Genomic DNA, 19,425 nt, shown 5'->3' on the forward strand with positions numbered 1-19,425 from the left:
CTTCCTGTCGAAGAGGATTCTTCCTGCCGACGTGCTCGGTTCTTCCTGCTGTCGTGCTCGGGTCAGGCTGGACGCGGCTCGGGGGTGCCGGACTCGCCGAAGCGGTGGGTGCCGACGCCGACCACGACGGTCGCGCCGCCCGGAGGCGTGACCTCGCAGGTGGCGCCGGGCGGCACCTCGACCTCCAGCAGGATGCCGGTCGGCGTGCGGCGCCAGGCGCTGCGGATGCGGCCGTACGGCGAGTCGTGGGTCGCTTCCGCCCGGTCGAGGCGCGCCGTCGGGACCGGCCGGACGGCGAAGCGGCGGTAGCCCGGCTCCAGCGGCCGGATGCCTGCCGTGTACCGGTGCAGGAAGCCGATGACGGCGCCCTTCGAGTAGTGGTTGTGCGACTGCGACGGCATCCCGTCCGCGTCGTAGCCCTGCCAGCGCTCCCAGATCGTGGTCGCGCCGGCGTCGATCATCCCGAGCCAGCTGGGCCACGAGTCCTGCAGCAGGAGGTCGTACGCGAGCTCCGCCAGACCGGCGTCGGCGAGCACCGGCAGCAGCAGCGGCGTCGACAGGAACCCGGTGGTGAGGTGCCCGCCCGCGTCGCGCACCAGGTCCGCCAGCTGCGCGGCGATCGCGGCCCTCGCCGCGGCGGGCACCAGGTCGAAGGCGAGCGCGCGGACGCAGTTCGCCTGGTTCGCGGGCAGGACCAGCCCGTCGGCGCCGACGAACTCCGTCGCCCACGCGACCGCGACCCGCTCCGAGTAGGCCGCGTACCGGGAGGCGTCCTCATCGCGCCCGAGGGCGGTCGCGATCCGGGCGGCGAGCCGCGTCGAGTGCCGCAGGTACGCCGTCGCGACGTCGCTCTTGTCCGCGGCGAGGAAGGCGGGGAAGCCGAGGCGCTCGACCTCCGGCTCCGGCTCGAGCCACTCCCCGAACGCGAAGCCCGTGTCCCACAGGTACGGCTCGTGGTCGAGCGGAGCGCCCTCGCGCGTCGGGTGCCGGTGGTCGCGCGCCGCGGTCATCGCCCGCTCCAGCCAGCGCTCCAGCGCCGGCCACGCCTCCGCGAGCACGTCGACGTCGCCGGTCGCCAGGTGCTGCTCCCACGGCAGGATCGCGATCGCGTCGCCCCAGCCCGCCGAGCCGCGCATCATGCCGACCGGTCCGCCGGCGCCCTCGAACGGCGGCTCGGGAGCCGTGCTCGCCAGCGCCCCGTCGGCGTCCTGGTGGACGACGAAGTCGCGCAGCCACTTCAGCGCGAAGCCGCCCACGTCGAACAGGAAGGCCGCGGTCGGCAGGAACAGCTGCCAGTCGCCCGACCACCCGGCCCGCTCCCGGGTCGGGCAGTCCGTCGGGATGTCGCAGGCGTTCCCGCGGAAGCTCCACACGGCGGCCTCGTGCAGGCGGTCGAGGCGCTCGTCGCTGCAGGAGAACGTCCCGCGCGGCTCGAGATCGGTGTGCACGACGACCGCGGTGATGTCGCCAGTCGCCAGCTCGTGATCGAGCCCCTCCACGCGCACGTAGCGGAACCCCTTCGTGCTGTGGCGGGGCTCCGCCACAGCGTCCTGGTCGTCGCCGACGAGGACGTGGTCGACCTGGCCGGCGGACAGGGGGTGCGGCAGCATCGGCACGTCCGGGACGATGTTCACCTGCGTCACGTCCCCGGACGGATCCAGCGCCTCGCCGTACGTGAGCGTCAGGCGGGAGCCGGCGGCGCCGAGCCCGCGGAGGCGCACCCAGCCGTTGCCGTTCTGCCCGAAGTCGACGACCTGCCCCGTACCGACCCGCCGCACGCTCCGCGCCGGCAGGTCCTGCACGCGGCGGACCGGCGGGGCGGGGGAGGCGACCAGGTCCGCGACGCCGTGGCCCGCGACGGCGACCGGCCGCCGGGCGCCCCGGGGACCCGGCCGGGCGAGGTCGAGGGTCTCGCCCTCGATCAGGTCGGCGAGGTGCCGCGAGGGCGCCGAGGTCCAGCCGTCGCCGGTGACCACCGTGCGGAGGGTGCCGTCGGCGTCCGTCAGCTCGAGCTGCGCGAGCAGGCCGGTGCGGGCTCCCCACTGGTCCGTGGCGTGGAACAGGCCGACCTGGCCCCGCCACCACCCGTCGGACACCTCGACCTCGACGACGTGCTCCGCCTCCGCCGCGAGGAGGTCCGTCACGTCGAAGGTCTGCACCTGCAGCCGCCGGTCGTACTGGGTGTAGCCGGGCGTCAGCTCCGCGTCCCCGACCCGGCGGCCGTCGATCCACGCCTCGTAGATCCCGTGCGCGGTGATCCGCAGCCGGGCGGAGGCGGGGCCGCGGCTCGCGGGGAGGACCGTCCGGAACCAGTGCGTCGGGCGGCTCCCGGGCGCCACCGGGTCCTCCTCGGCGGGCTCGATCCAGCGCGCGGTCCAGTCCGAGGCGTGGAGCAACCCGCACTCCCAGGACGCCCAGGCCGACCACGCGGAGCGCCCCTCCGGGGTGTAGACCCGCACCCGCCACCCGACGCGCTCCCGGCTCGCGGCGGGCGGGATCGGCGGGTGGACCAGCACCGACTCGGCGGATCGGACCAGCCCGGTCGTCGCGACGCCGCCGCGCCGACGGGTCTCGATCTCGTAGGCGTCCTGGCGGGAGGCGCCGGCGGGCAGCACCCAGGAGAGCCGCGGAGCGGGCTCGTCGATCCCGATCGGGTCCTGCAGGTGCTCGGTCCGCAGGCGGGTCGGCGTGCCGAGGTCGTCCGCCATCCGAGCTCCTTCGGTCGGTGGAAGTCGGTATCGCAGTCTACCCGGACGGCTCGAGCGGGGCGGAGATGCGGCTCCGACCGCACAGGACGGTCATAAGCCCAGGTGATACCGCTCTTTTGTCAAACGAAAGTGATTCTCAAAAGCGGAGCGGTCTGGTACAACCGACGCAGCGCGACCAGCCGGCTCATCGACCGACCGAGGGCCGACGGCGTGCATCGCGAGCGAAGGAGCACGCATGACCGACTCACGCGTCCACGACGGCGACCGGCTCGATCCGGTGCTCGCCGACCCGGCCGGCGCCCCTCCGGGCGGCTGGACGAACCCGCGCGGCGGGTACCTCTTCTTCACGGCGTTCGCGGCGATCGGCGCCGGCATGGGCAGCCTGGTCCCCGCCGTCCTGACGCTCGCGCTCAAGGCGAAGGAGATCGATCCGGACAACGCGACGACGATCCTCGGCGTCGTCGTCGGCATCGCGGGCCTGGCCGGGCTCGTCGCCTTCCCCGCGCTCGGCCGGATCAGCGACCGCACGACGTCGCGCCTCGGCCGGCGCCGCCCCTTCCTCCTGCTCGGCGCCGCGCTGTTCGCGATCGGTGCCGTCGGCATCCTGCTGTCGACGAACGTGCCGCTGCTGATCGTGTCCGACGTGATCACCGCCGTCGCCTACAGCTCGGTCATGGTCGCCGTCACCGCGACCATCGCGGACCAGTTCGAGCCGCTGCGGCGCGGACCCGCCTCCGCCGTCGTCGGGCTGAGCCTGCCGCTCGGCGCCCTGGTCGGCCTCGGCATCGCGACCGCCGTGGCGAGCAGCCTCACCCTGCAGATCGTCCTGCCCGCCGTCGTCGCGGTGATCGGGACCGTCCTCCTCGCGTTCCGGCTGTCCGATCGCACGCTCGCGGCCGACGAGCGCCCGCACTTCGGCTGGACCCAGGCCCTCGGCACGTTCTTCGTCAGCCCGGTGCGCTACCCGAACTTCGCCCTCGCGTGGTGGAGCCGGTTCCTCATCTACTTCGGCGTCGCCGCGCTGCAGGCGTACCAGGTCTTCTACCTGATCTTCCGGCTGCGCTTCGACGCCGTCAGCGTCGCGAGCGGCGTGTTCCTGACGACGGTCGCGCTCGTGGTCGGGGCGCTCGTGTTCGCGCCGATCGCCGCCAAGGTCTCGGACCGCGTCGGTCGCCGCAAGCCCTTCGTGATCGTCGCCGCGGTGATCTTCGCGATCGGCCTGGTGCTCGCCGCGAACGCGCACGACTTCGCGTCCTTCATGATCGCGTCGCTCGTGGTCGGCATCGGCCAGGGCGTGTACTTCTCGGTCGACATCGCCCTGGTCACCCAGATCCTGCCCGACCCGACCAACCCGGCGAAGGACCTCGGGATCATGAACCTCGCGAGCACGCTGCCGATGGCGGTCACACCGCTGATCGCGCCGGTCGTGCTGGCCATCGGCGCCCTCAGCCCCGCGCCGCCGGACCAGAACTACTCCGCGCTCTTCCTGCTCGGTGCGGTCGCCGGCATCGTCGGCGCGGTGCTGATCCTGCCGATCCGCCGGGTGCGCTGACGCGGGGGGCGGGTCCCGCGATCGCGGGACCCGTCCCGTGCGTGCGGCCTCCGCAGCGCAGCACTTCCTAGAGTTGCCGGATGGCCGAACCCGATGTCGCCCCGCGGCGGGTGCCGCGCGGGGAGCGTCCCGCCAAGGGCGACCTGCGGGAGCGGGCCCTGCTCGACGCCGCGGAGGCGCTGCTCGTCGGCGGTGGGTTCGCGGACGCGTCCGTCGCGGGGCTCGCCGAGGCGGTCGGCATCTCCCGCGCCGCCTTCTACTTCTACTTCGCGTCCAAGCAGGCGCTGCTCGCGAGCGTGATCGACCGGGCGGTCGAGCACTTCAACGCCGAGATCGCCGCGGTGCTCGCGCCCGAGCGGCAGCAGCGCCCGGCCGACGCCGTGCGCGCCACGATCGAGGCCGCCGCGACGCTGTGGTGGGACCACGGCGCCGTGCAGGTCGCCGCGTTCGAGCTGGGTGCGGCGGTCGACGAGGTGTACCAGCGCACGATGCAGAACTTCGCCGTCGTGCGGGACCCGACGGTCGCGCTGCTGCTGCGCGTCGGCACCGTGCCGGAGGCGCGGGACGTGCGGGAGGCCGAGCGGCTGGTGATGACGCTGATCCTGATGTCGGAGCGCAACTTCTACGACCTGATGCGCGGTGCGCCGACGCCGGCCGACCGCGACTCCCTCGTCGACCGCCTCACCCGCATCTGGACCAGGGCGTTCGGCGTCGCGACCTGAGCGGCAGCCGCGGCACCCGCGTCACCGGCGGGTCATCGCCTCCGCAGCGCTGCGCGCGGCGATCGCCCCGAACACCAGTCCGTCGGTGAGCCCGCCGCCGTGATGCGTGAGGTGGCCCCACACGCTGCCCAGGCCGCCCGCGGCGAACAGCCCGGGAACGGGGGAGCCGTCCCAGCGCACCACGCGCGCGCCCGCGTCCCGACGCGGACCGCCGGAGGTCGTCGCCGCGCCCGGCCACACGGGCAGCGCGTGCAGGCGACCGGTCAGCGGCGCCATCGTCCCGGGATCGCGCCCGAAGGCGTCCCCGCCCTGCTCCGCCGCGGTCTCGAACGCCTCGACGGTCGCGGTCAGCGTCGCCGGGTCCATGCCCAGCGCCGCCGCCAGCTCGGTCGGCGAGTCCGCCGTGACGAACCAGCCGCGATCGAGCTCCGCGTCGTTGTCCGCGCTCCACGGGGCGCGGTCCGGCGCCGGGAACGGGGCGAGCGGCCCGGCGGCGAGCAGCGCGTCGTCGACGATCAGCGTCGCGGGCAGGGAGGGGACCACGTCGCGGCCGGGCAGCACGTCGCCGACCGGGCGCAGCAGGTCGTGCGCCTCCCGGCCCGCCTCGGCGTGGAACCGACGGCCGGAGGCGTCGACGAGCAGGAAGCCGCGCCCGAGCGGCAGCACGGGGATCGCGGAGGCGCCACCCGGCGGCTGGAACGCCCAGAAGCCGAAGAACGTGCTCATGTGCCAGAGCGCGGCGCCCACCTGCTGCGCCGCGCGCAGCCCGTCGCCGGTGTTACCGTCGCCGGCCACCGGGACGAGATCGGGGACGGGCAGGTACGCGGCCTTCAGGTCCGCCGACGCCTCGAACCCGCCGGTCGCGAGCACGACGCCCGCGCGGGCCCGGACGACCTGCTCGCCGTCCGCCGTGGCGATCCGCGCGCCCGTCACCCGGTCGTGCTCGGTCGTCAGCCGGGCGAGCGCGGCGTGCGTCCGCACCCGCACGCCGCGGTCGTCGAGCGCCCGGGCGAGCGCGCCCCATAGCGCGGGCCCGGCCGGCTCCGCCCCGGCGACGCGGTAGTAGGCGACGCTCTCCGCACCGGGCAGGTGCGGCCAGCAGTGCGGCAGCCACGGCACGTCCTCGGTGCGCGCGCCGAGCGACTCCAGCCGCCCGCGCAGCCCGGCGAGCCCGTCGGCGTAGGCGCCCAGCACGGCGTCGTCGGTCCGACCGAAGGACAGGGATCGCAGATGGGGGAGCGCGCCCGGGCCCTGCAGGTCGAGCAGGTTGCCGCCCGACCACAGCGCCGAGCCGCCCGGCCGCCCCGTCTTCTCGATCAGAAGGACGTCGAGCCCCAGGTCCGCGGCGGCGATCGCCGCGCTCGCCCCCGCGACGCCGCCACCGACCACCAGCAGATCGCATTCCGGCTCCATCGCCGACCGCCTTCCGTCCGCCGCGCTTCCGTCTGGCGAAAGCGCGTCTCATCGCTCTGTCGACCGTAGCTCGACGCGGTCCGGGCGGCAACGCGGGCGCGGGCGATCAGGCGGGCGGCACGTTCTGGTTCACCCGGAACAGGTTCTCCGGGTCCCAGACCCGCTTGAGCCGCCGGAGCCGCGTCCAGGTCCGCGGGTTGTACGCGGCCTCGACGTGCTCGGGCTCGTCGTTCAGGTAGTTCACGTAGTACGCGTCGTGCGCGTGCGCCTCGAGCTCGCGCAGGTACCCGTCCTGCCAGGCGCGCAGGCGCGTCCCGTCCTCGACGGCGCCCCAGCTCGCGGTCGCGGCCAGGTTCCACGGCTTGTCGCGATGGCTCATCGCGGTCCCGTCCTCATCCACCCTGGCCAGCCTGCCGCCGTAGTGGTGCAGCGAGATGAAGCTCGATGCGGACAGGCCGCGCACGGCGCGGTCCGTGATGCCGATCACCTCGTCGCCGAGGTCGTGGACGTGGTGCATCCGCGTCCAGCGGTGCACGCCGGAGGGGAACACGTCGGGCGCGGTGGACAGGGCGGGCCAGGGGATCCGCGCGATCCCGTCCGCGACGACCGCGGGATGGCGGCGCACCACGGCGAGGTCCGCCTCCGCCTGCGCGGCCGGGCCGCTGTGGCAGACGAGCAGGTGGACGGCGCCGCGGCCGCGCAGCGACGCCGGACCGGTCCAGGACGCCGGCGGCTGCGCGGCGGACACGATGGCGGTCAGCTCGTCGGGCGCCCCGAGCACCAGCTCGCGGCCCGCCCCGAGCGCATCGACGGTCGCGTCGGGGTGGAACCAGAGGAGCCCGAAGGTCACCTCCTCGAGCGGCACGAGCCGCAGCTCGAGCCCGACCACGACGCCGAACCCGTGCCCGGCGCCGCGCATCGCCCAGAACAGCTCCGGCTCCTCCTCGGCGCTCGTGTGCACGAGCCGCCCGTCCGCCGTGACGACGTCGACCGAGACGAGCGTGTCCGACGCCCAGCCGAGCAGCCCGGTCAGCCAGCCGTGGCCGCCGCCGAGCACGTGACCGGCGACGCCGAGCCGCGGGAACTGGGGTCCGGCGGCAGCCAGACCGAATGCGGCGAGCTCGTGCGCGACCTCCCGCCAGATCGCCCCGCCCTCCACCCGCACCCGCCGGCGGACGGGATCGACCCGCACGCCGTCGAGCGCGGCCAGATCGAGCAGCAGGGAGTCGGGCGGGGCGCCGAGCCAGCCGACGCCGCCCGACCGGATCGCGACCGCGAGGCCGTGCCGGCGGGCGAACCGCACCGCCTCGAGCACGTCCCGCACGCCGGCCGCCGCGACGACGACGTCCGGCTCCCACGGCACCAGCGGGTTCGGGAACGGCGGGGCCACGAGCGCCGCGTACGCGCCGTCGAGCCGGCCGGCGGCCGGGCCGCGCAGCCGCTCCCGCAGCCGCGCGACCGCGGAGGCGTCCGGCGGGCTCACGGCCCCGTCTCCGGCAGCCGGTACGGATCGGTGGCGAGCACGCCGCCGTCCACGGGCACCACCGTGCCGGTGATCCAGGAGGCGGCGGGGCCGAGCAGGAAGTCGACGACGGCCGCGACCTCCTCCGCCGTGCCGTAGCGGCCCTGCGCCCTGCCGAGCGGGGTGGTCGCGTGCAGCAGCGCGGCCGCGCGCGGGCCGCCGCCGAGCCGCGCCTCCATCGCCGCCATCAGCGGCGTGCCGATCGAGCCGGGGGCGATCGCGTTCACGCGCACGCCGAGCGGCGCGCCCTCGACCGCCGCGGTCCGCACCAGGGCGATCGCGCCGTGCTTCGCGGCGCTGTAGGCCGCGAGGTCCGAGCCGCTCAGCCCGGCGGTCGACGCGGTGACGACGACCGCGGCCGGCCGGCCGGAGTCGCGCGCGTGCCGCAGCGCCGCCCGCAGCCCGAGGAAGACCCCGCGCAGGTCGACCGCGATGATGCGATCGAACCCCTCCACGGTCTCGTCGATCAGGGGCGTCGCCGACCCGATGCCGGCGTTCAGGAAGTACCGGTCGATCGACCCGAAGCGCTCGAGGCCGGCGGCCGTCGCGGCCGCCGCGGACGACTCGTCGGCGACGTCGGCCGCGACGGCGAGCGCCTTCGGACCGAGTTCGTCCGCGAGCGCCCGCACCGGCCCCGCGTCCCGGTCGACCAGCACGACCCGGCCGCCGTGCTCCACGACGTGCCGCGCGAACGCGGCGCCCATCCCGCTCGCGGCGCCCGTGATCAGGGCGGCGCCTCCGGAGTCCGGCATCGCGGTCCCTCCCCTCCCCGCTGCGCTGCGGGCGTCGGTCGTGCGCCGGTCAGGCGCTCACGTCGGTGCGGGCGAGCGCGCCGCCGCCGAACACGTTGTCGTGGTCCACGGTGATCGCGATCAGCGGGTACGCGAACCCGCGCATCTCCGCCTCGTACGCGCCCACCGCCTCCGCGATGCCCGTCCGGCCCGCCGCGACCTCGGCGAGCCGGTCGGCCAGCACCGACGCGTCGCGGATCGCCGAGTTGGCGCCCATGCCGAGGGTCGGCAGCATGCCGTGGGCCGCGTCGCCTAGCACGGTGACCCGGCTGGGCGACCAGTCCTGCACCGGCTCGAGGTAGCTGAACGCGATGGAGAAGAGGCTGTCGGGATCGATCGCCTCGACGATCGCCCGGACGGCGGGGTCCCACTCCGCGACCACCTGCGCCATGCTCGCGACGATGTCCGCGCGGGTCTGCTCGGTCCACTCGGCGGCGGGCGGGATCACGGTCTCCGGCAGCACGCTGCAGCTGACCATCATGTAGTCGTCGACCGGCTCGAGGTCCGCGCCCGGCACCGCCGCACCCGCCTCGGCGATCGGCCGGCGGGGGCGGAAGGAGGCGAGCAGGCACCGGGTGCCGTGCGGACCGGCGACGATCAGCATGCTGTCGTGCAGCTCGTCCGGGATCTGCGCCAGCAGCTGCGGCGTGTAGGGCGCGCGGGCGTAGAGGTCGATGCCCGTGATCGCGGTCGAGACGACCCTGGTACCCGGCAGCCGCTGGTCCCGCAGCCGGGAGTGGATGCCGGCGGCGATCACGAGCAGGTCGCCGTGCGCCGTGGAGCCGTCGCCGAGCGTCAGGGTCACGCCGTCCTCGTCCTCCGCGTAGGACTCCGCGGTCGTGCCCCATCGCACGTGCTCCTCGATGCGCGTGCCGAGGATGCGGCGCAGCGTGCGGCGGTCGACCCCGGTGTGGCGGCGCTCGCCGAGGTTCGGCGGCCCCATGCTCGGCCGTGCGCCGAGCACCTCCAGCCGGGGGTTCCGCACGACCGACGCCTGCGTCTCGTACGGCCGCCGCGAGGTGTCCAGGTACAGCTCGAACAGGTCGGGAGGCAGCAGCCGCTGCAACGCCTGCCCGCCGTCCCCGTTGATCGTCAGGTAGTAGCCCTGCCGGCGGCGGCTGTCCGCGTCGCGCTCGAACACCTCGACCGTGTGGCCGTCGGCGATCAGGCCCTGCGCCAGCGCGAGCCCGCCGAGGCCGCCGCCCGCGATGAGGACGTGCAGGGGACGCGGGGAGGAGGCGGTGGGCTCGGTGGCGGGCGTGGACATGACGCTCCTTCGGCGGTGCGGCGGGGCACCCGGGTCGGGGTCGCGCCCGGTCGGGTGCGGCGGGGGTCAGGCTGAGTTCGGCTGGGCAGCGTTCGTTCAGAACATCGGGTGGTCGTTGGCCGACTGCTCGGGCACGGGCTGGATCGCGTCCCAGTGCTCCACGATGCGGCCGTCCTCGAGGCGGTAGAGGTCGGCGACGGCGAGCACCGGCCGCCCGGCCGGATGCGCGCGCACGTGGATGGCCGCGAGGTCGCCGTCCACCAGGATGCGCTGCACCTCGAACGTCGAGCCCTCGGCCGTGTAGAGCGGGGTGAGGAAGGCGACCGCCGCAGCGCTGCCGTCCGGCAGCGCCGGGTTGTGCTGCACGTAGTCGGGGGCGACGAACCGCTCGAAGGCGTCCGCGGGGCGCCGCTCGTCGTACATCAGCCGGGCGAACTCCGCGATGACGCCGCGGTTGCGCTCGGTCGCGTCGGGATCGGTCATGCGTACCTCCTGGGATCAGCCCTGATCCGGTGGGCCGATCGGTCCGCACGACCGGTCGTGCAGTCATCCTGATGGGTGGTCGATCAAAAATCAACACGTGTCGAAAACACTCGACGAGCGTCGAGTGTCGCCGACCCGGTCAGCGGAGCGGCGAGGAGGGCGCGGCCTCCAGCAGGACGGCGTCGACGTGCTCGATGGCGCCCATCGGGAACCCGGCCATGTCGGCCCGGAACGCCTCGCTGCCCATGAAGGCGCGTCCGGCGACGACGGGATCGACTCCCGCGGCGAAGGAGACGAGCGCCCGGACGACGGGCCGGCCGTCGGCCTCCAGCCACACGCCGTGGGTCGTGATGCCGAACGTCGCCAGGCTCGGCACGTGCCGAGCCCAGTGGGTGCCCGCGTACGCCACCGCCGACGCGCGGTCCCGCAGGGTGTAGGTGCGCAGCTCGAACACGAGCGCCTCGCTCTCCGCGCGGTCCGGCATCGACGCCCCTGTCGGCGCGCGCCGTCGCGCAGCAGCATGGTGGCAGCGGCGGGGTCGGACGGGAAGGCCGGGAGGCTGATACGGGCTATCGAAGGAGCTGATGCAGCGCGAGATGGACTCCCGGATCGCTGATGACTCGGCGGGGTCGAGCGGCTAGCATGGCGCCGACCGGCACCGGTCGGTCCCTCCGGCCGCGGCTCCTCCCGTGCGCGCCGGCTCTCGACGACGAGCGGACCGGAGGCACGATGGGCGCGGACGTCACGGCCGCCGCAGCGACGGCCGGCCGGGTCGCCGGCAAGGTCGTCGTCGTCACCGGTGCGGCCCGCGGCATGGGCCGCGCGGAGGCGGAGTGGCTGGCCCGCGAGGGCGCGACGGTGTGGGCCGCCGACCTGCTGCAGGACGAGGGGCGCGAGGTCGCCGACGGCCACCCGCGCATCACGTTCCACCCGCTCGACGTCTCGAGCGAGCGCGACTGGGCCGCGCTCGCCGCCGCCGTCCGGGACCGCGACGGGCACCTCGACGGCCTCGTCAACAACGCGGGCATCGCCGCCAGGGGCCGGCTGCCCCACGTCGATCCCGCCGAGTGGCGGCGGGCCCTCGACGTCAACGTGACCGGCCCGCTGCTCGGCATCCAGGCGCTTCACCCGCTGCTCGGCCCGGGCTCGTCGATCGTCAACGTCGTCTCGATCGCCGCGCTGTCGGGGCACGCGGCCGCTCCCTACACCGCCAGCAAGTGGGCGCTGCGGGGCCTCAGCCGCACCGCCGCGCTCGAGCTGGGCGAGCAGGGGATCCGGGTGAACGCGATCTTCCCCGGCCTCGTGGAGACCCCGATCATGGCGGACGCGTCGCCCGCGTTCCGGGACGCTGCCGTCGGCCAGACGCCGCTCGGCCGGGCCGGCACGCCGCAGGAGGTCGCGGCCCTGGTCGGCTACCTGATCAGCGACGAGGCGTCGTTCGTGCACGGCGCCGAGATCGCGATCGACGGCGGCCTGACCTCGCACGTGTCGCACAAGGCGATCGCCGACGCGACCAGGATGGCCTGAGATGGCGCGGACCCCGATGGCACGGCTCGAGCTGAACCTGCTCGTGTCCCTGGACGCGCTGCTCACCGAGCGCAGCGTGTCGAAGGCGGCCGAGCGGCTCGGGCTCAGCCAGCCGGCGCTCAGCGCCTCCCTGTCGCGCCTCCGCGTGCACTTCGACGACCAGATCCTGGTGCGCGAGGGCAACACGTACCGGTTGACGCCGCTCGCCGGCCGTCTGGTGGAGCAGACGGCGACGGCGCTCGACGCGGCGAGGAAGGTGTTCGCGAACGAGGCCGTCTTCGACCCCGGGACCGCGACCCGCGAGTTCACCGTCTACGGCTCGGACTACGCGTTCGCGTCCGTCGGCAGCCGGGTGTCCGCCGCGGTCGGCGGGATCGCGCCCGGCGTGCGCTTCCGCTTCATGCACCACACGCCGCCGATCGTCGAGAGCCCGATGACCTCGCTGCGCACCGTCGACGGGATGCTGCTGCCGCACGGGTTCGCGAGCGATCTGCCCTGCATCGACGTGTACGACGACGAGTGGGTCTGCCTCGTCGCGGCGGACAACACGGCGGTCGGCGACCGGCTGACGATGGACAACCTGCGCGAGCTGCCGTGGGTGTTCACGTACCAGAGCCGCAGCGCCTTCACCCCGGCCGGCCGGCAGCTGCAGATGATCGGCGTGGAGCCGCACATCGACGCGGTGGTGGAGGGGTTCCTCGCGCTGCCGTACTTCCTGGTGGGCACGAACCGCATCGGGATGGTGCAGGCGGAGCTCGCGGACCGCATCACCGCGAAGGGCGACGTGCGCGCGATGCGCCCGCCGTTCGACGTCGTGCGGCTGGCGGGCGCGCTGTGGTGGCATCCGATGCACACCGACGACCCGGCGCACATCTGGATGCGGCAGCAGTTCCTGCGGTTCGGCCGCCGCCCCGCCTGACCCCCTCCGTTTTGAAGGCGTTCTGGCGAGCGGAGCGATGCCAGAACGCCTTCACAACGAAGAAGGTCAGGCGTGCTCCGTCCTGGACGGGGCGCCGGGTCCGGCGGCGGGTCAGGCTGTCGAGGCGGCCGCCCGGCGCTGCGCGGCGGGGGAGCCCGGCCGGCTGCGCGCCCGCGGGATCGCCGGCACGTCGACCGGCGCCCCGACCGTGTTCGTGATCGTGCCGATGCGCTCCACCGTCATCGTCACCTCGTCGCCGGGCTGCAGCGGCGGGGGGACGAGGTCGCCCGCCCGCCCCCACAGCTCCGCCAGGCAGCCGCTGCCCGCGGTCCCCGACCCGAGCACGTCGCCGGGCACGACCCGCGCGTTGCGGGAGGCGTACGCGATCAGGTCGCGGAACGGCCACCCCATGTCGGCGAGGGTGTCCCGCCCGATCTCGGTGCCGTTCACGGCCACGACCAGCTCGACGTCGAGGAAGCCGTCCGCGTCGAACCGGTCGGCGAACTCGTCGGCGGTCGTGATCCAGGGCCCGAGCGTCGTCGCGAAGTCCTTGCCCTTGCAGGGGCCGAGCCGCACCTGCATCTCGCGGCTCTGCACGTCGCGCGCGGACCAGTCGTTGAACACCGTGAAGCCGAACAGGTGCCGCTGGGCGTCCTCGGGGGACAGGGAGCGGCCGTCGCTGCCCTCGACGCCGCCGATCACGGCGCCGACCTCCAGCTCGAAGTCGAGGCGCTCCGTCGCGGGCGGCACCACCACGGCGCCCGACCCGATCAGCGAGTGCGGGTTGGTGAAGTAGAAGGTCGGCGCCTCGAACCACTGCGGGTGCACGCCGACGGAGTTGTCGACGCTCTGCACGACCCCCTCCACGTGCTCCTCGAACGCGACGAAGTCCCGCACGGAGGGCGGGCGGATCGGGGCGAGCAGCGGCACGGTCCCGACCTCGGGCGCGTCGGCCGGCACCGCGGCCGCCAGGCGCTCGCCGAGCGCGAGCGCCGCGTCGAGGCCGCGCTGCGCGAGGTCCAGGACGGTGAGCCCGTCCGGCAGCGCCACGAGCCGGTCGCCGACGACGACGCCGTCCCGCTCCTGGCCGTCCTGCAGCCATCGCGCGAGTCGCATCAGCGGGCTCCCGCCGGTGCCGGGAGGAGGGCAGCGGCGTTGCCCCGCAGCACGGCCTCGGACACCGCGTCCTCGAGGTCCGCCTCCTGGACGGCCGCGACCGGGTCCTCTGTGCCCATGTCGAACGGGTAGTCGGAGCCGAGCAGCACGCGATCGGCGCCCGCGGCGTCGATCAGCGCGCGCAGCTGCACGGGGGAGTGGGTCAGCGAGTCGAACCAGAGCCTGCGGAGGTAGGACGACGGCGGTTCGGCGCAGGTGTGCGCGTCCGGCCGGGCGTGCCAGGCATGGTCGCTGCGACCGATCGCCGTGGGCAGGTAGCCGCCGCCGTGCGCCGCGAGGACCCTCAGATCGGGGTGCCGATCGAGCACGCCGCTGAAGATGAGGTGCGACAGCGCCACCGCGTTCTCCGCCGGCTGCGAGACGGTGTTCGACAGGAAGAACCGGTCGAGGCGCTCGTCGAGGCTGCAGCCGAACGGGTGCAGGAAGACGAGCGCTCCGGTCTCGGCGGCACGGGCCCAGAACGGCTCGAGACGTTCGTCCGAGAGCTCGACCCCGGGCGCGAACGAGGAGATCTCGACCCCCGCGAGCCCCTGGGCCAGCGCGTCGTCGAGCAGCTCGGCGCAGAGGTCGGGGTGCTGCAGGGCGACGAGCCCGAGGCCGACGAGCCGATCGGGCGCCTGCGCGACGAGCTCGGCGACCGCGCGGTTCGCGGCGTGCGCGACGTCCGTCGCGAGTGCCCGATCCGCCCACGCGTAGTAGTGCGACGGGGACGGCGAGACCACCTGCACGTCGACCCCGGTCGCGTTCATGTCGGCGAGCCGACGGGACACCTGGGTCAACCGTGGGAAGCGCTCCCGGATCATCGCCCCGGCGACCGCGGTCGACTCCGCACCCTGCCGGCGCAGGTCGAGCGCCTGCGCTGCCGCGAACCCCTCGGGGTCGCGCTCGGCGACGAGCGCCTGCAGCGCCGGGAGGAGCACGTGGGCGTGCACGTCGACGACGGGCCGGTCCGCGGCGCTCATGCCGGCAGCCCTACGACCGCGGTGACGCGGTGCATCAGCCCGGGCACGTCGGCGTCCCGGTCGTGCGCGAGCAGCCAGTTCGCCAGCTGCTTCGACGCCTCCACGATCGTCCTCGCCCGCGGCAGGCGCCGCTCGGTGAAGCGCTGCCAGAGCGCGTCGTCGATCGCGTCCGCGTCGATCAGCAGCTCCGCGAGCACGAGCGCGTCCTCGAGGGACATCGCGGCCCCCTGCGCGATGGTCGGCGGGCAGCTGTGGGCGGCGTCGCCGATCACGACGACTCGGCCGCGGTTCCACGGCCCGTCGATCAGGTGCTCGGTGAACCAGGTGTAGTTGACGCGGGAGTCGTCGCCCAGGGACTCGCGGATCTCGTCCCAGGGCCCGTGGTACGACTCGGCGAGCCGGCGCATCGTGGCGACCTGCTCCGCAGGCGACAGCGTGGAGCGGTCCTGCGCGTCCTCCACGAGGTACGCGTAGATGTGGTCCTCGCTCGTCGGGCAGTACCCGGCGATGTAGGAGGGGCCGCCGTAGACGAGGTCGGTCCGCGTGACCTCGGCGGGGCGGGGCACGAATGCGCGCCAGATGCCCATGCCGTTCCGACGCGGCTGCACGTCGATGCCGAGCAGCGCCCGGACGGTGGAGTGCAGCCCGTCGGCGCCGATCACCAGGTCGAAGTGCTCCCGATGCAGCCCGTCGGCGTCGTGCCACGTCAGCTCGACCTCGTCGCCCTGCTGCACGAGCCCCTCGACGCGGGCGCCCCAGCGGATCCGCGCGCCGACCGCCTCCGCCCGCTCCACGAGGATGCGCGCGAGGTCGGGCCGGTACATGCCGATCGTCGCCGGCAGGTCGGGGCCTCCCGTCTTCACGTCGGGCAGCACCGCGATCACGGTGCCCTGCGGGTCGGGCGCGCGCAGCCCCAGCTCCTCGAACGGGTACGAGCGCCGCTGCACCTCATCCCACACCCCGAGCCGCACGAGCGCGCGGCACGCGTTGCCCTGGATGGTGATGCCGGAGCCGAGGGCGCCGACGTCCTCCTTCGCGTCGAACAGCTCGACCTGCACGCCGGCCTCGGCGAGCAGGATGGCGGCCGCGGCGCCGGCGAAGCCGGTGCCGACGATGCCGACGGATCGGACTGCGGTCATTCGATGCTCCTTCGCACGCGGGCGATCACTTGAGGGCGATGGGGTTCACGGGTGCGCCGACGGCGCCAGTGAACGGGATCGGGGCGGCGACGAGCAGGAACTCCCACACGCCGTCCGCAGCGCAGTCCGCGGCGAGCTCGTCGAGGTCCCACAGCTCGCCGATCGTGAGTCCCATGTTCGGGATCGCGATCTGGTGCAGCGGCTGGAACGCGACGTCGAACTCGTTCGGCCGCACCTCGAAGCCCCAGGTGTCGGTCGCGACGGCGGCGACGTCGTGCTCGTGCAGCCAGCCGGCGGTGGTGAAGGACAGGCCGGCGCTCGGGCCGCCCGCGTACGCCTGCCAGCCCTCCCGCCGGGCGCGCGTGAGCCGCCCGGTCCGAACCAGGACCAGGTCGCCCCGCCGCACCTGCGCAGTGGCGCCCTGCGCGGCGATCGTCGCGTCGAGCTGCTCGGCCGTGATGGCGAAGCCGTCCGGCAGCTCGCCCCCATCGCCCAGGTGGCCGCCGACGTCGAGCAGCACGCCGCGCCCCGTGAGCACGGCGGCCATGTGCTCGATGCCGGTGACCTGGTCGCCCTCGCTCGTCACGACGGTGCCGGCCGGGCGGCCGTTCCAGGCCTTGCCGCGGTCGAAGATGTGGCCGAGGCCGTCCCACTGCGTGGACGCCTGCAGCGGCATCGCGACCACGTCGTCCGCGCCGCCGAGGCCGTGCGGGAAGCCCTGGTCGCCGAACTCGGCGTCGAGCCCGGTGTCGAGCATGGTGTGCACCGGGTTCGTGCGGCGCCGCCACCCGTTCTGCGGCCCGTCGCCGTCGAACCGCTGCGACAGGCTGAACGCCCGGCCGCGGCGGACCAGGCCCGCGGCCGCGGCCCGGTCGGCGTCGGTGATCAGGTTCGCGGTGCCGAGGCGGTCGTCCTCGCCCCACCGGCCCCAGTTGCGGTAGGCGCCGGCCGCCCGCGCGATCTCGCCGGCGGGATCGGCGCGGTCGAGCGCGGCCGGGTCGGTGGTGGGTCCGTCGGTCATCGTGCCTCCTCCGCGACGCAGGTCACGCGCTGCGTGCCGAGCCCGCTGATCGATCCGGTCATCCGGTCGCCGGGGCGCAGGAAGATCCCGCGGGCCTGCCCGTTCCCGGCCGGGCTGCCGGTGAGCAGCAGGTCGCCGGGCAGCAGGGGCAGCGTCTGGGACGCGGAGGCGATCAGCGCGGGCACGTCGAACAGCAGATCGCTCGTGCCCGCGTCCTGCATGGTCTCGCCGTTCACGTCGAGACGGACCGAGAACGCCTCCGGCGCGGGCGCGTCGCTCCTGGGCACGGCGAACGGGCCGGTCGGGTTGAAGCCGGGGGAGTTCTTGCCGCGGTACCAGTCGGTGCCGATCGCGGGCATGTCCCGGCGGAACACGCGGTCGCGGGTCGTGATGTCGTTCACGATCGTCCAGCCCCACACGTGCGCCATCGCGTCCTCGCGGAGGACGCGGAACGCCGGGCGGCCGACGACGACGGCGAGCTCGAGCTCCCAGTCGTGCGCGGCGCTGGAGGCGGGGAGGACCAGGTCCTCGTCCTGGCCGACCACCGTCGCGGGCAGGCCGATGAAGAAGTAGGGCTCGCCGTGCGCCGCCCGGTCGTCCATCATCGCCGCCGCCGCGGCGCGCACCTCCTCCACCGGTCGCGGGTCGTCCTTCGCCAGGTGACCGACCTCGAGGTCGATCACGTGCGTGCGGTAGTTCGCGCCGGTCTGCAGCAGCTGGCGCGGCTCGACGGGGGCGGCGAGCACCACGTCCTCGAGCGGGAGGCCGGCGGAGGTGGTCGCGGCCTCGCGGACCCCGGCTTCGAGCTCGTCCCAGCGCGCGAACACGTCGTTCAGCGACTCGGCACCGACGGCGGCGAGGTCGAGCGGGTGGACGAGGCCGCCCGCGAGGACCCCCGGCTCCGCCGCGGCGCCGGGCGTCCGGCGGAAGCGGACCAGCGCGAACGCCGGCAGCACGTCGTGGTCGATGGGCATCGTCGCCTCCAAGGGTCCGCCGGCTCTGGCCATGCCCAGCCTGCAAGGCCGAGGCGGATCAGTCCAGATGAGGATGCCTATGACCGCTATCAGTTCTGCTGATCCGGTGCATGAGCGGTGGTATCAGCAGCACGGATACAGAGGATCGCTGATCTCGTCTTCCCTGATACGCCGGCCTCGCGCACGCTGGACCGGTGCCCGCACCGGCGGCCCGGAAGGATCGAAGATGATCAAGCTGCTCTCCCACCTCTCGTTCGTCGCGATCACCGCGCCGGACGTGGAGGCGTCCGTGAAGTTCTACGAGGACCAGGTCGGCCTCACCGTCGTCGACCGCATCGGCGACGACGTCTACCTGCGCTGCTGGGGCGACTACTACCGCTACTCGGTCGTCGTGAAGCCGGGCAGCGAGCCCGCGCTCGCGACCATGGCGTGGCGCACCTCCAGCGCCGAGGCGCTCGAGGCCGCCGTGCAGGCGATCGAGGCGAAGGGGATCGCGGGCGAGTGGGCCGAGCTGCCCGCTGTCGGCCGCGCCTACACGTTCACCGGCCCCTTCGGGCACGTGATGACGCTGCACTGGGACGCGGAGCACTTCCACGCGACCGGCGACCAGGCCTCCGTCTACCCGGACCGTCCCGCCCGCCGCAGCCGCCACATCGGCGCCCCGCGCCAGCTGGACCACGTCACCATCGCCGCGTCCGACGTGGACGGCTTCGCGGCCTGGTACAACGAGGTCCTCGGCTTCCGGATCATGGCCAGGACCGTCCTCGACGAGGCGCCGATCTCGGTCTTCACGGTGCTGACCACGAACGAGAAGTCCCACGACCTCGGCGTCGTGCTCGACATGTCCACCCGCGGCGGTCGCATCAACCACTACGCGTTCTGGGTCGACCAGCGCGAGGACCTGTTCCAGGCGGCCGACGTGCTGATCGAGAACGGGGTGCCGATGGAGTACGGCCCCTCCATCCACGGCATCGGCGAGCAGAACTTCCTCTACTTCCGCGAGCCGTCGACGCTGCGCATCGAGATGAACACGGGCGGGTACCGCAACTACGTGCCCGACTGGGAGCCGCAGACCTGGAAGCCGTCGCAGGGGTCGAACAACTTCTACCGCAACGGCGCCATGCCGATGTCGATGACCGAGTCGTTCCCGCCCGCCGACGCGCCGACGGCCACGGAGGAGGGCGTCCCGGACGAGCTGAAGGAGCAGCTGCTCAACCCCTACGCCGAGCAGGGCCGCGGCTGACTCTCC

17 protein-coding genes are annotated in these 19,425 nt (G+C 74.3%); 5 read left to right on the plus strand and 12 right to left on the minus strand.

The genetic code is table 11. From position 1 onward, the window contains the following. Positions 1–62 precede the first annotated feature (62 nt). Entirely contained in the window at positions 63–2,708 is a 2,646-nt protein-coding gene (locus ACFE60_RS01385) for a family 78 glycoside hydrolase catalytic domain (RefSeq protein ID WP_375387042.1), read from the minus strand. Positions 2,709–2,943: 235 nt separating this feature from the next. Here ACFE60_RS01385 and ACFE60_RS01390 point away from each other — a divergent pair, with 235 nt between their 5' ends. Continuing rightward, entirely contained in the window at positions 2,944–4,260 is a 1,317-nt protein-coding gene (locus ACFE60_RS01390; RefSeq protein WP_375387043.1) for an MFS transporter, read from the plus strand. Between the two features lie 80 nt (positions 4,261–4,340). Beyond that, on the plus strand, positions 4,341–4,982 hold the full coding sequence (locus ACFE60_RS01395) for a TetR/AcrR family transcriptional regulator (protein WP_375387044.1): 642 nt from the start codon (positions 4,341–4,343) through the stop codon (positions 4,980–4,982). 21 nt (positions 4,983–5,003) lie between these two features. On the opposite strand, the gene ACFE60_RS01400 is transcribed toward ACFE60_RS01395, so the two are convergent. The 6 genes from ACFE60_RS01400 to ACFE60_RS01425 form a co-directional block, all read right to left on the minus strand. After that, the gene (locus ACFE60_RS01400) at positions 5,004–6,395 is read right to left on the minus strand and encodes an FAD-dependent oxidoreductase (protein WP_375387045.1); all 1,392 of its coding nucleotides are present in this window, start codon (positions 6,393–6,395) and stop codon (positions 5,004–5,006) included. A 106-nt stretch (positions 6,396–6,501) separates the two neighbouring features. Beyond that, the gene (locus tag ACFE60_RS01405; RefSeq protein WP_375387046.1) at positions 6,502–7,878 is read right to left on the minus strand and encodes an FAD-binding oxidoreductase; all 1,377 of its coding nucleotides are present in this window, start codon (positions 7,876–7,878) and stop codon (positions 6,502–6,504) included. Next, entirely contained in the window at positions 7,875–8,669 is a 795-nt protein-coding gene (locus ACFE60_RS01410) for an SDR family NAD(P)-dependent oxidoreductase (RefSeq protein ID WP_375387047.1), read from the minus strand. Before ACFE60_RS01410 ends, ACFE60_RS01405 begins: the two co-directional genes overlap by 4 nt. 49 nt (positions 8,670–8,718) lie before the next feature. After that, positions 8,719–9,975, minus strand: coding sequence for an FAD-dependent oxidoreductase (locus ACFE60_RS01415; RefSeq protein WP_375387048.1), 1,257 nt, complete (start codon positions 9,973–9,975; stop codon positions 8,719–8,721). Between the two features lie 96 nt (positions 9,976–10,071). Next, positions 10,072–10,458, minus strand: coding sequence for a nuclear transport factor 2 family protein (locus ACFE60_RS01420; RefSeq protein WP_375387049.1), 387 nt, complete (start codon positions 10,456–10,458; stop codon positions 10,072–10,074). Between the two features lie 139 nt (positions 10,459–10,597). Then, positions 10,598–10,942, minus strand: a complete 345-nt coding sequence (locus tag ACFE60_RS01425) for a hypothetical protein (RefSeq protein ID WP_375387050.1) — start codon at positions 10,940–10,942, stop codon at positions 10,598–10,600. 245 nt (positions 10,943–11,187) lie between these two features. Here ACFE60_RS01425 and ACFE60_RS01430 point away from each other — a divergent pair, with 245 nt between their 5' ends. Beyond that, entirely contained in the window at positions 11,188–11,985 is a 798-nt protein-coding gene (locus ACFE60_RS01430) for an SDR family NAD(P)-dependent oxidoreductase (protein ID WP_375387051.1), read from the plus strand. A gap of 1 nt (position 11,986) precedes the next feature. Continuing rightward, positions 11,987–12,904 (plus strand): LysR family transcriptional regulator, encoded by a 918-nt coding sequence (locus tag ACFE60_RS01435; protein WP_375387052.1) that lies wholly within the window; start codon positions 11,987–11,989, stop codon positions 12,902–12,904. A 111-nt stretch (positions 12,905–13,015) separates the two neighbouring features. On the opposite strand, the gene ACFE60_RS01440 is transcribed toward ACFE60_RS01435, so the two are convergent. The 5 genes from ACFE60_RS01440 to ACFE60_RS01460 are packed head-to-tail and all read right to left on the minus strand — an operon-like array spanning position 13,016 to position 18,176. Further along, complete coding sequence (locus ACFE60_RS01440) at positions 13,016–14,020, minus strand: fumarylacetoacetate hydrolase family protein (protein ID WP_375387053.1); 1,005 nt, start codon at positions 14,018–14,020, stop codon at positions 13,016–13,018. Continuing rightward, positions 14,020–15,042 (minus strand): amidohydrolase family protein, encoded by a 1,023-nt coding sequence (locus ACFE60_RS01445; protein ID WP_375387054.1) that lies wholly within the window; start codon positions 15,040–15,042, stop codon positions 14,020–14,022. The genes ACFE60_RS01440 and ACFE60_RS01445 overlap by 1 nt, the downstream gene beginning before the upstream one ends. Next, positions 15,039–16,181 (minus strand): FAD-dependent monooxygenase, encoded by a 1,143-nt coding sequence (locus tag ACFE60_RS01450; RefSeq protein WP_375387055.1) that lies wholly within the window; start codon positions 16,179–16,181, stop codon positions 15,039–15,041. The genes ACFE60_RS01445 and ACFE60_RS01450 overlap by 4 nt, the downstream gene beginning before the upstream one ends. Before the next feature lie 25 nt (positions 16,182–16,206). Then, positions 16,207–17,202, minus strand: coding sequence for a cyclase family protein (locus tag ACFE60_RS01455; RefSeq protein WP_375387056.1), 996 nt, complete (start codon positions 17,200–17,202; stop codon positions 16,207–16,209). Then, the gene (locus ACFE60_RS01460; RefSeq protein WP_375387057.1) at positions 17,199–18,176 is read right to left on the minus strand and encodes a fumarylacetoacetate hydrolase family protein; all 978 of its coding nucleotides are present in this window, start codon (positions 18,174–18,176) and stop codon (positions 17,199–17,201) included. The genes ACFE60_RS01455 and ACFE60_RS01460 overlap by 4 nt, the downstream gene beginning before the upstream one ends. 226 nt (positions 18,177–18,402) lie before the next feature. On the opposite strand from ACFE60_RS01460, the gene ACFE60_RS01465 reads away from it, so the two are divergent. Next, on the plus strand, positions 18,403–19,419 hold the full coding sequence (locus tag ACFE60_RS01465; protein WP_375387058.1) for a VOC family protein: 1,017 nt from the start codon (positions 18,403–18,405) through the stop codon (positions 19,417–19,419). Positions 19,420–19,425: the final 6 nt, after the last annotated feature.

It is taken from the genome of uncultured Amnibacterium sp. (assembly GCF_964245895.1).
Lineage (GTDB): Bacteria > Actinomycetota > Actinomycetes > Actinomycetales > Microbacteriaceae > Amnibacterium.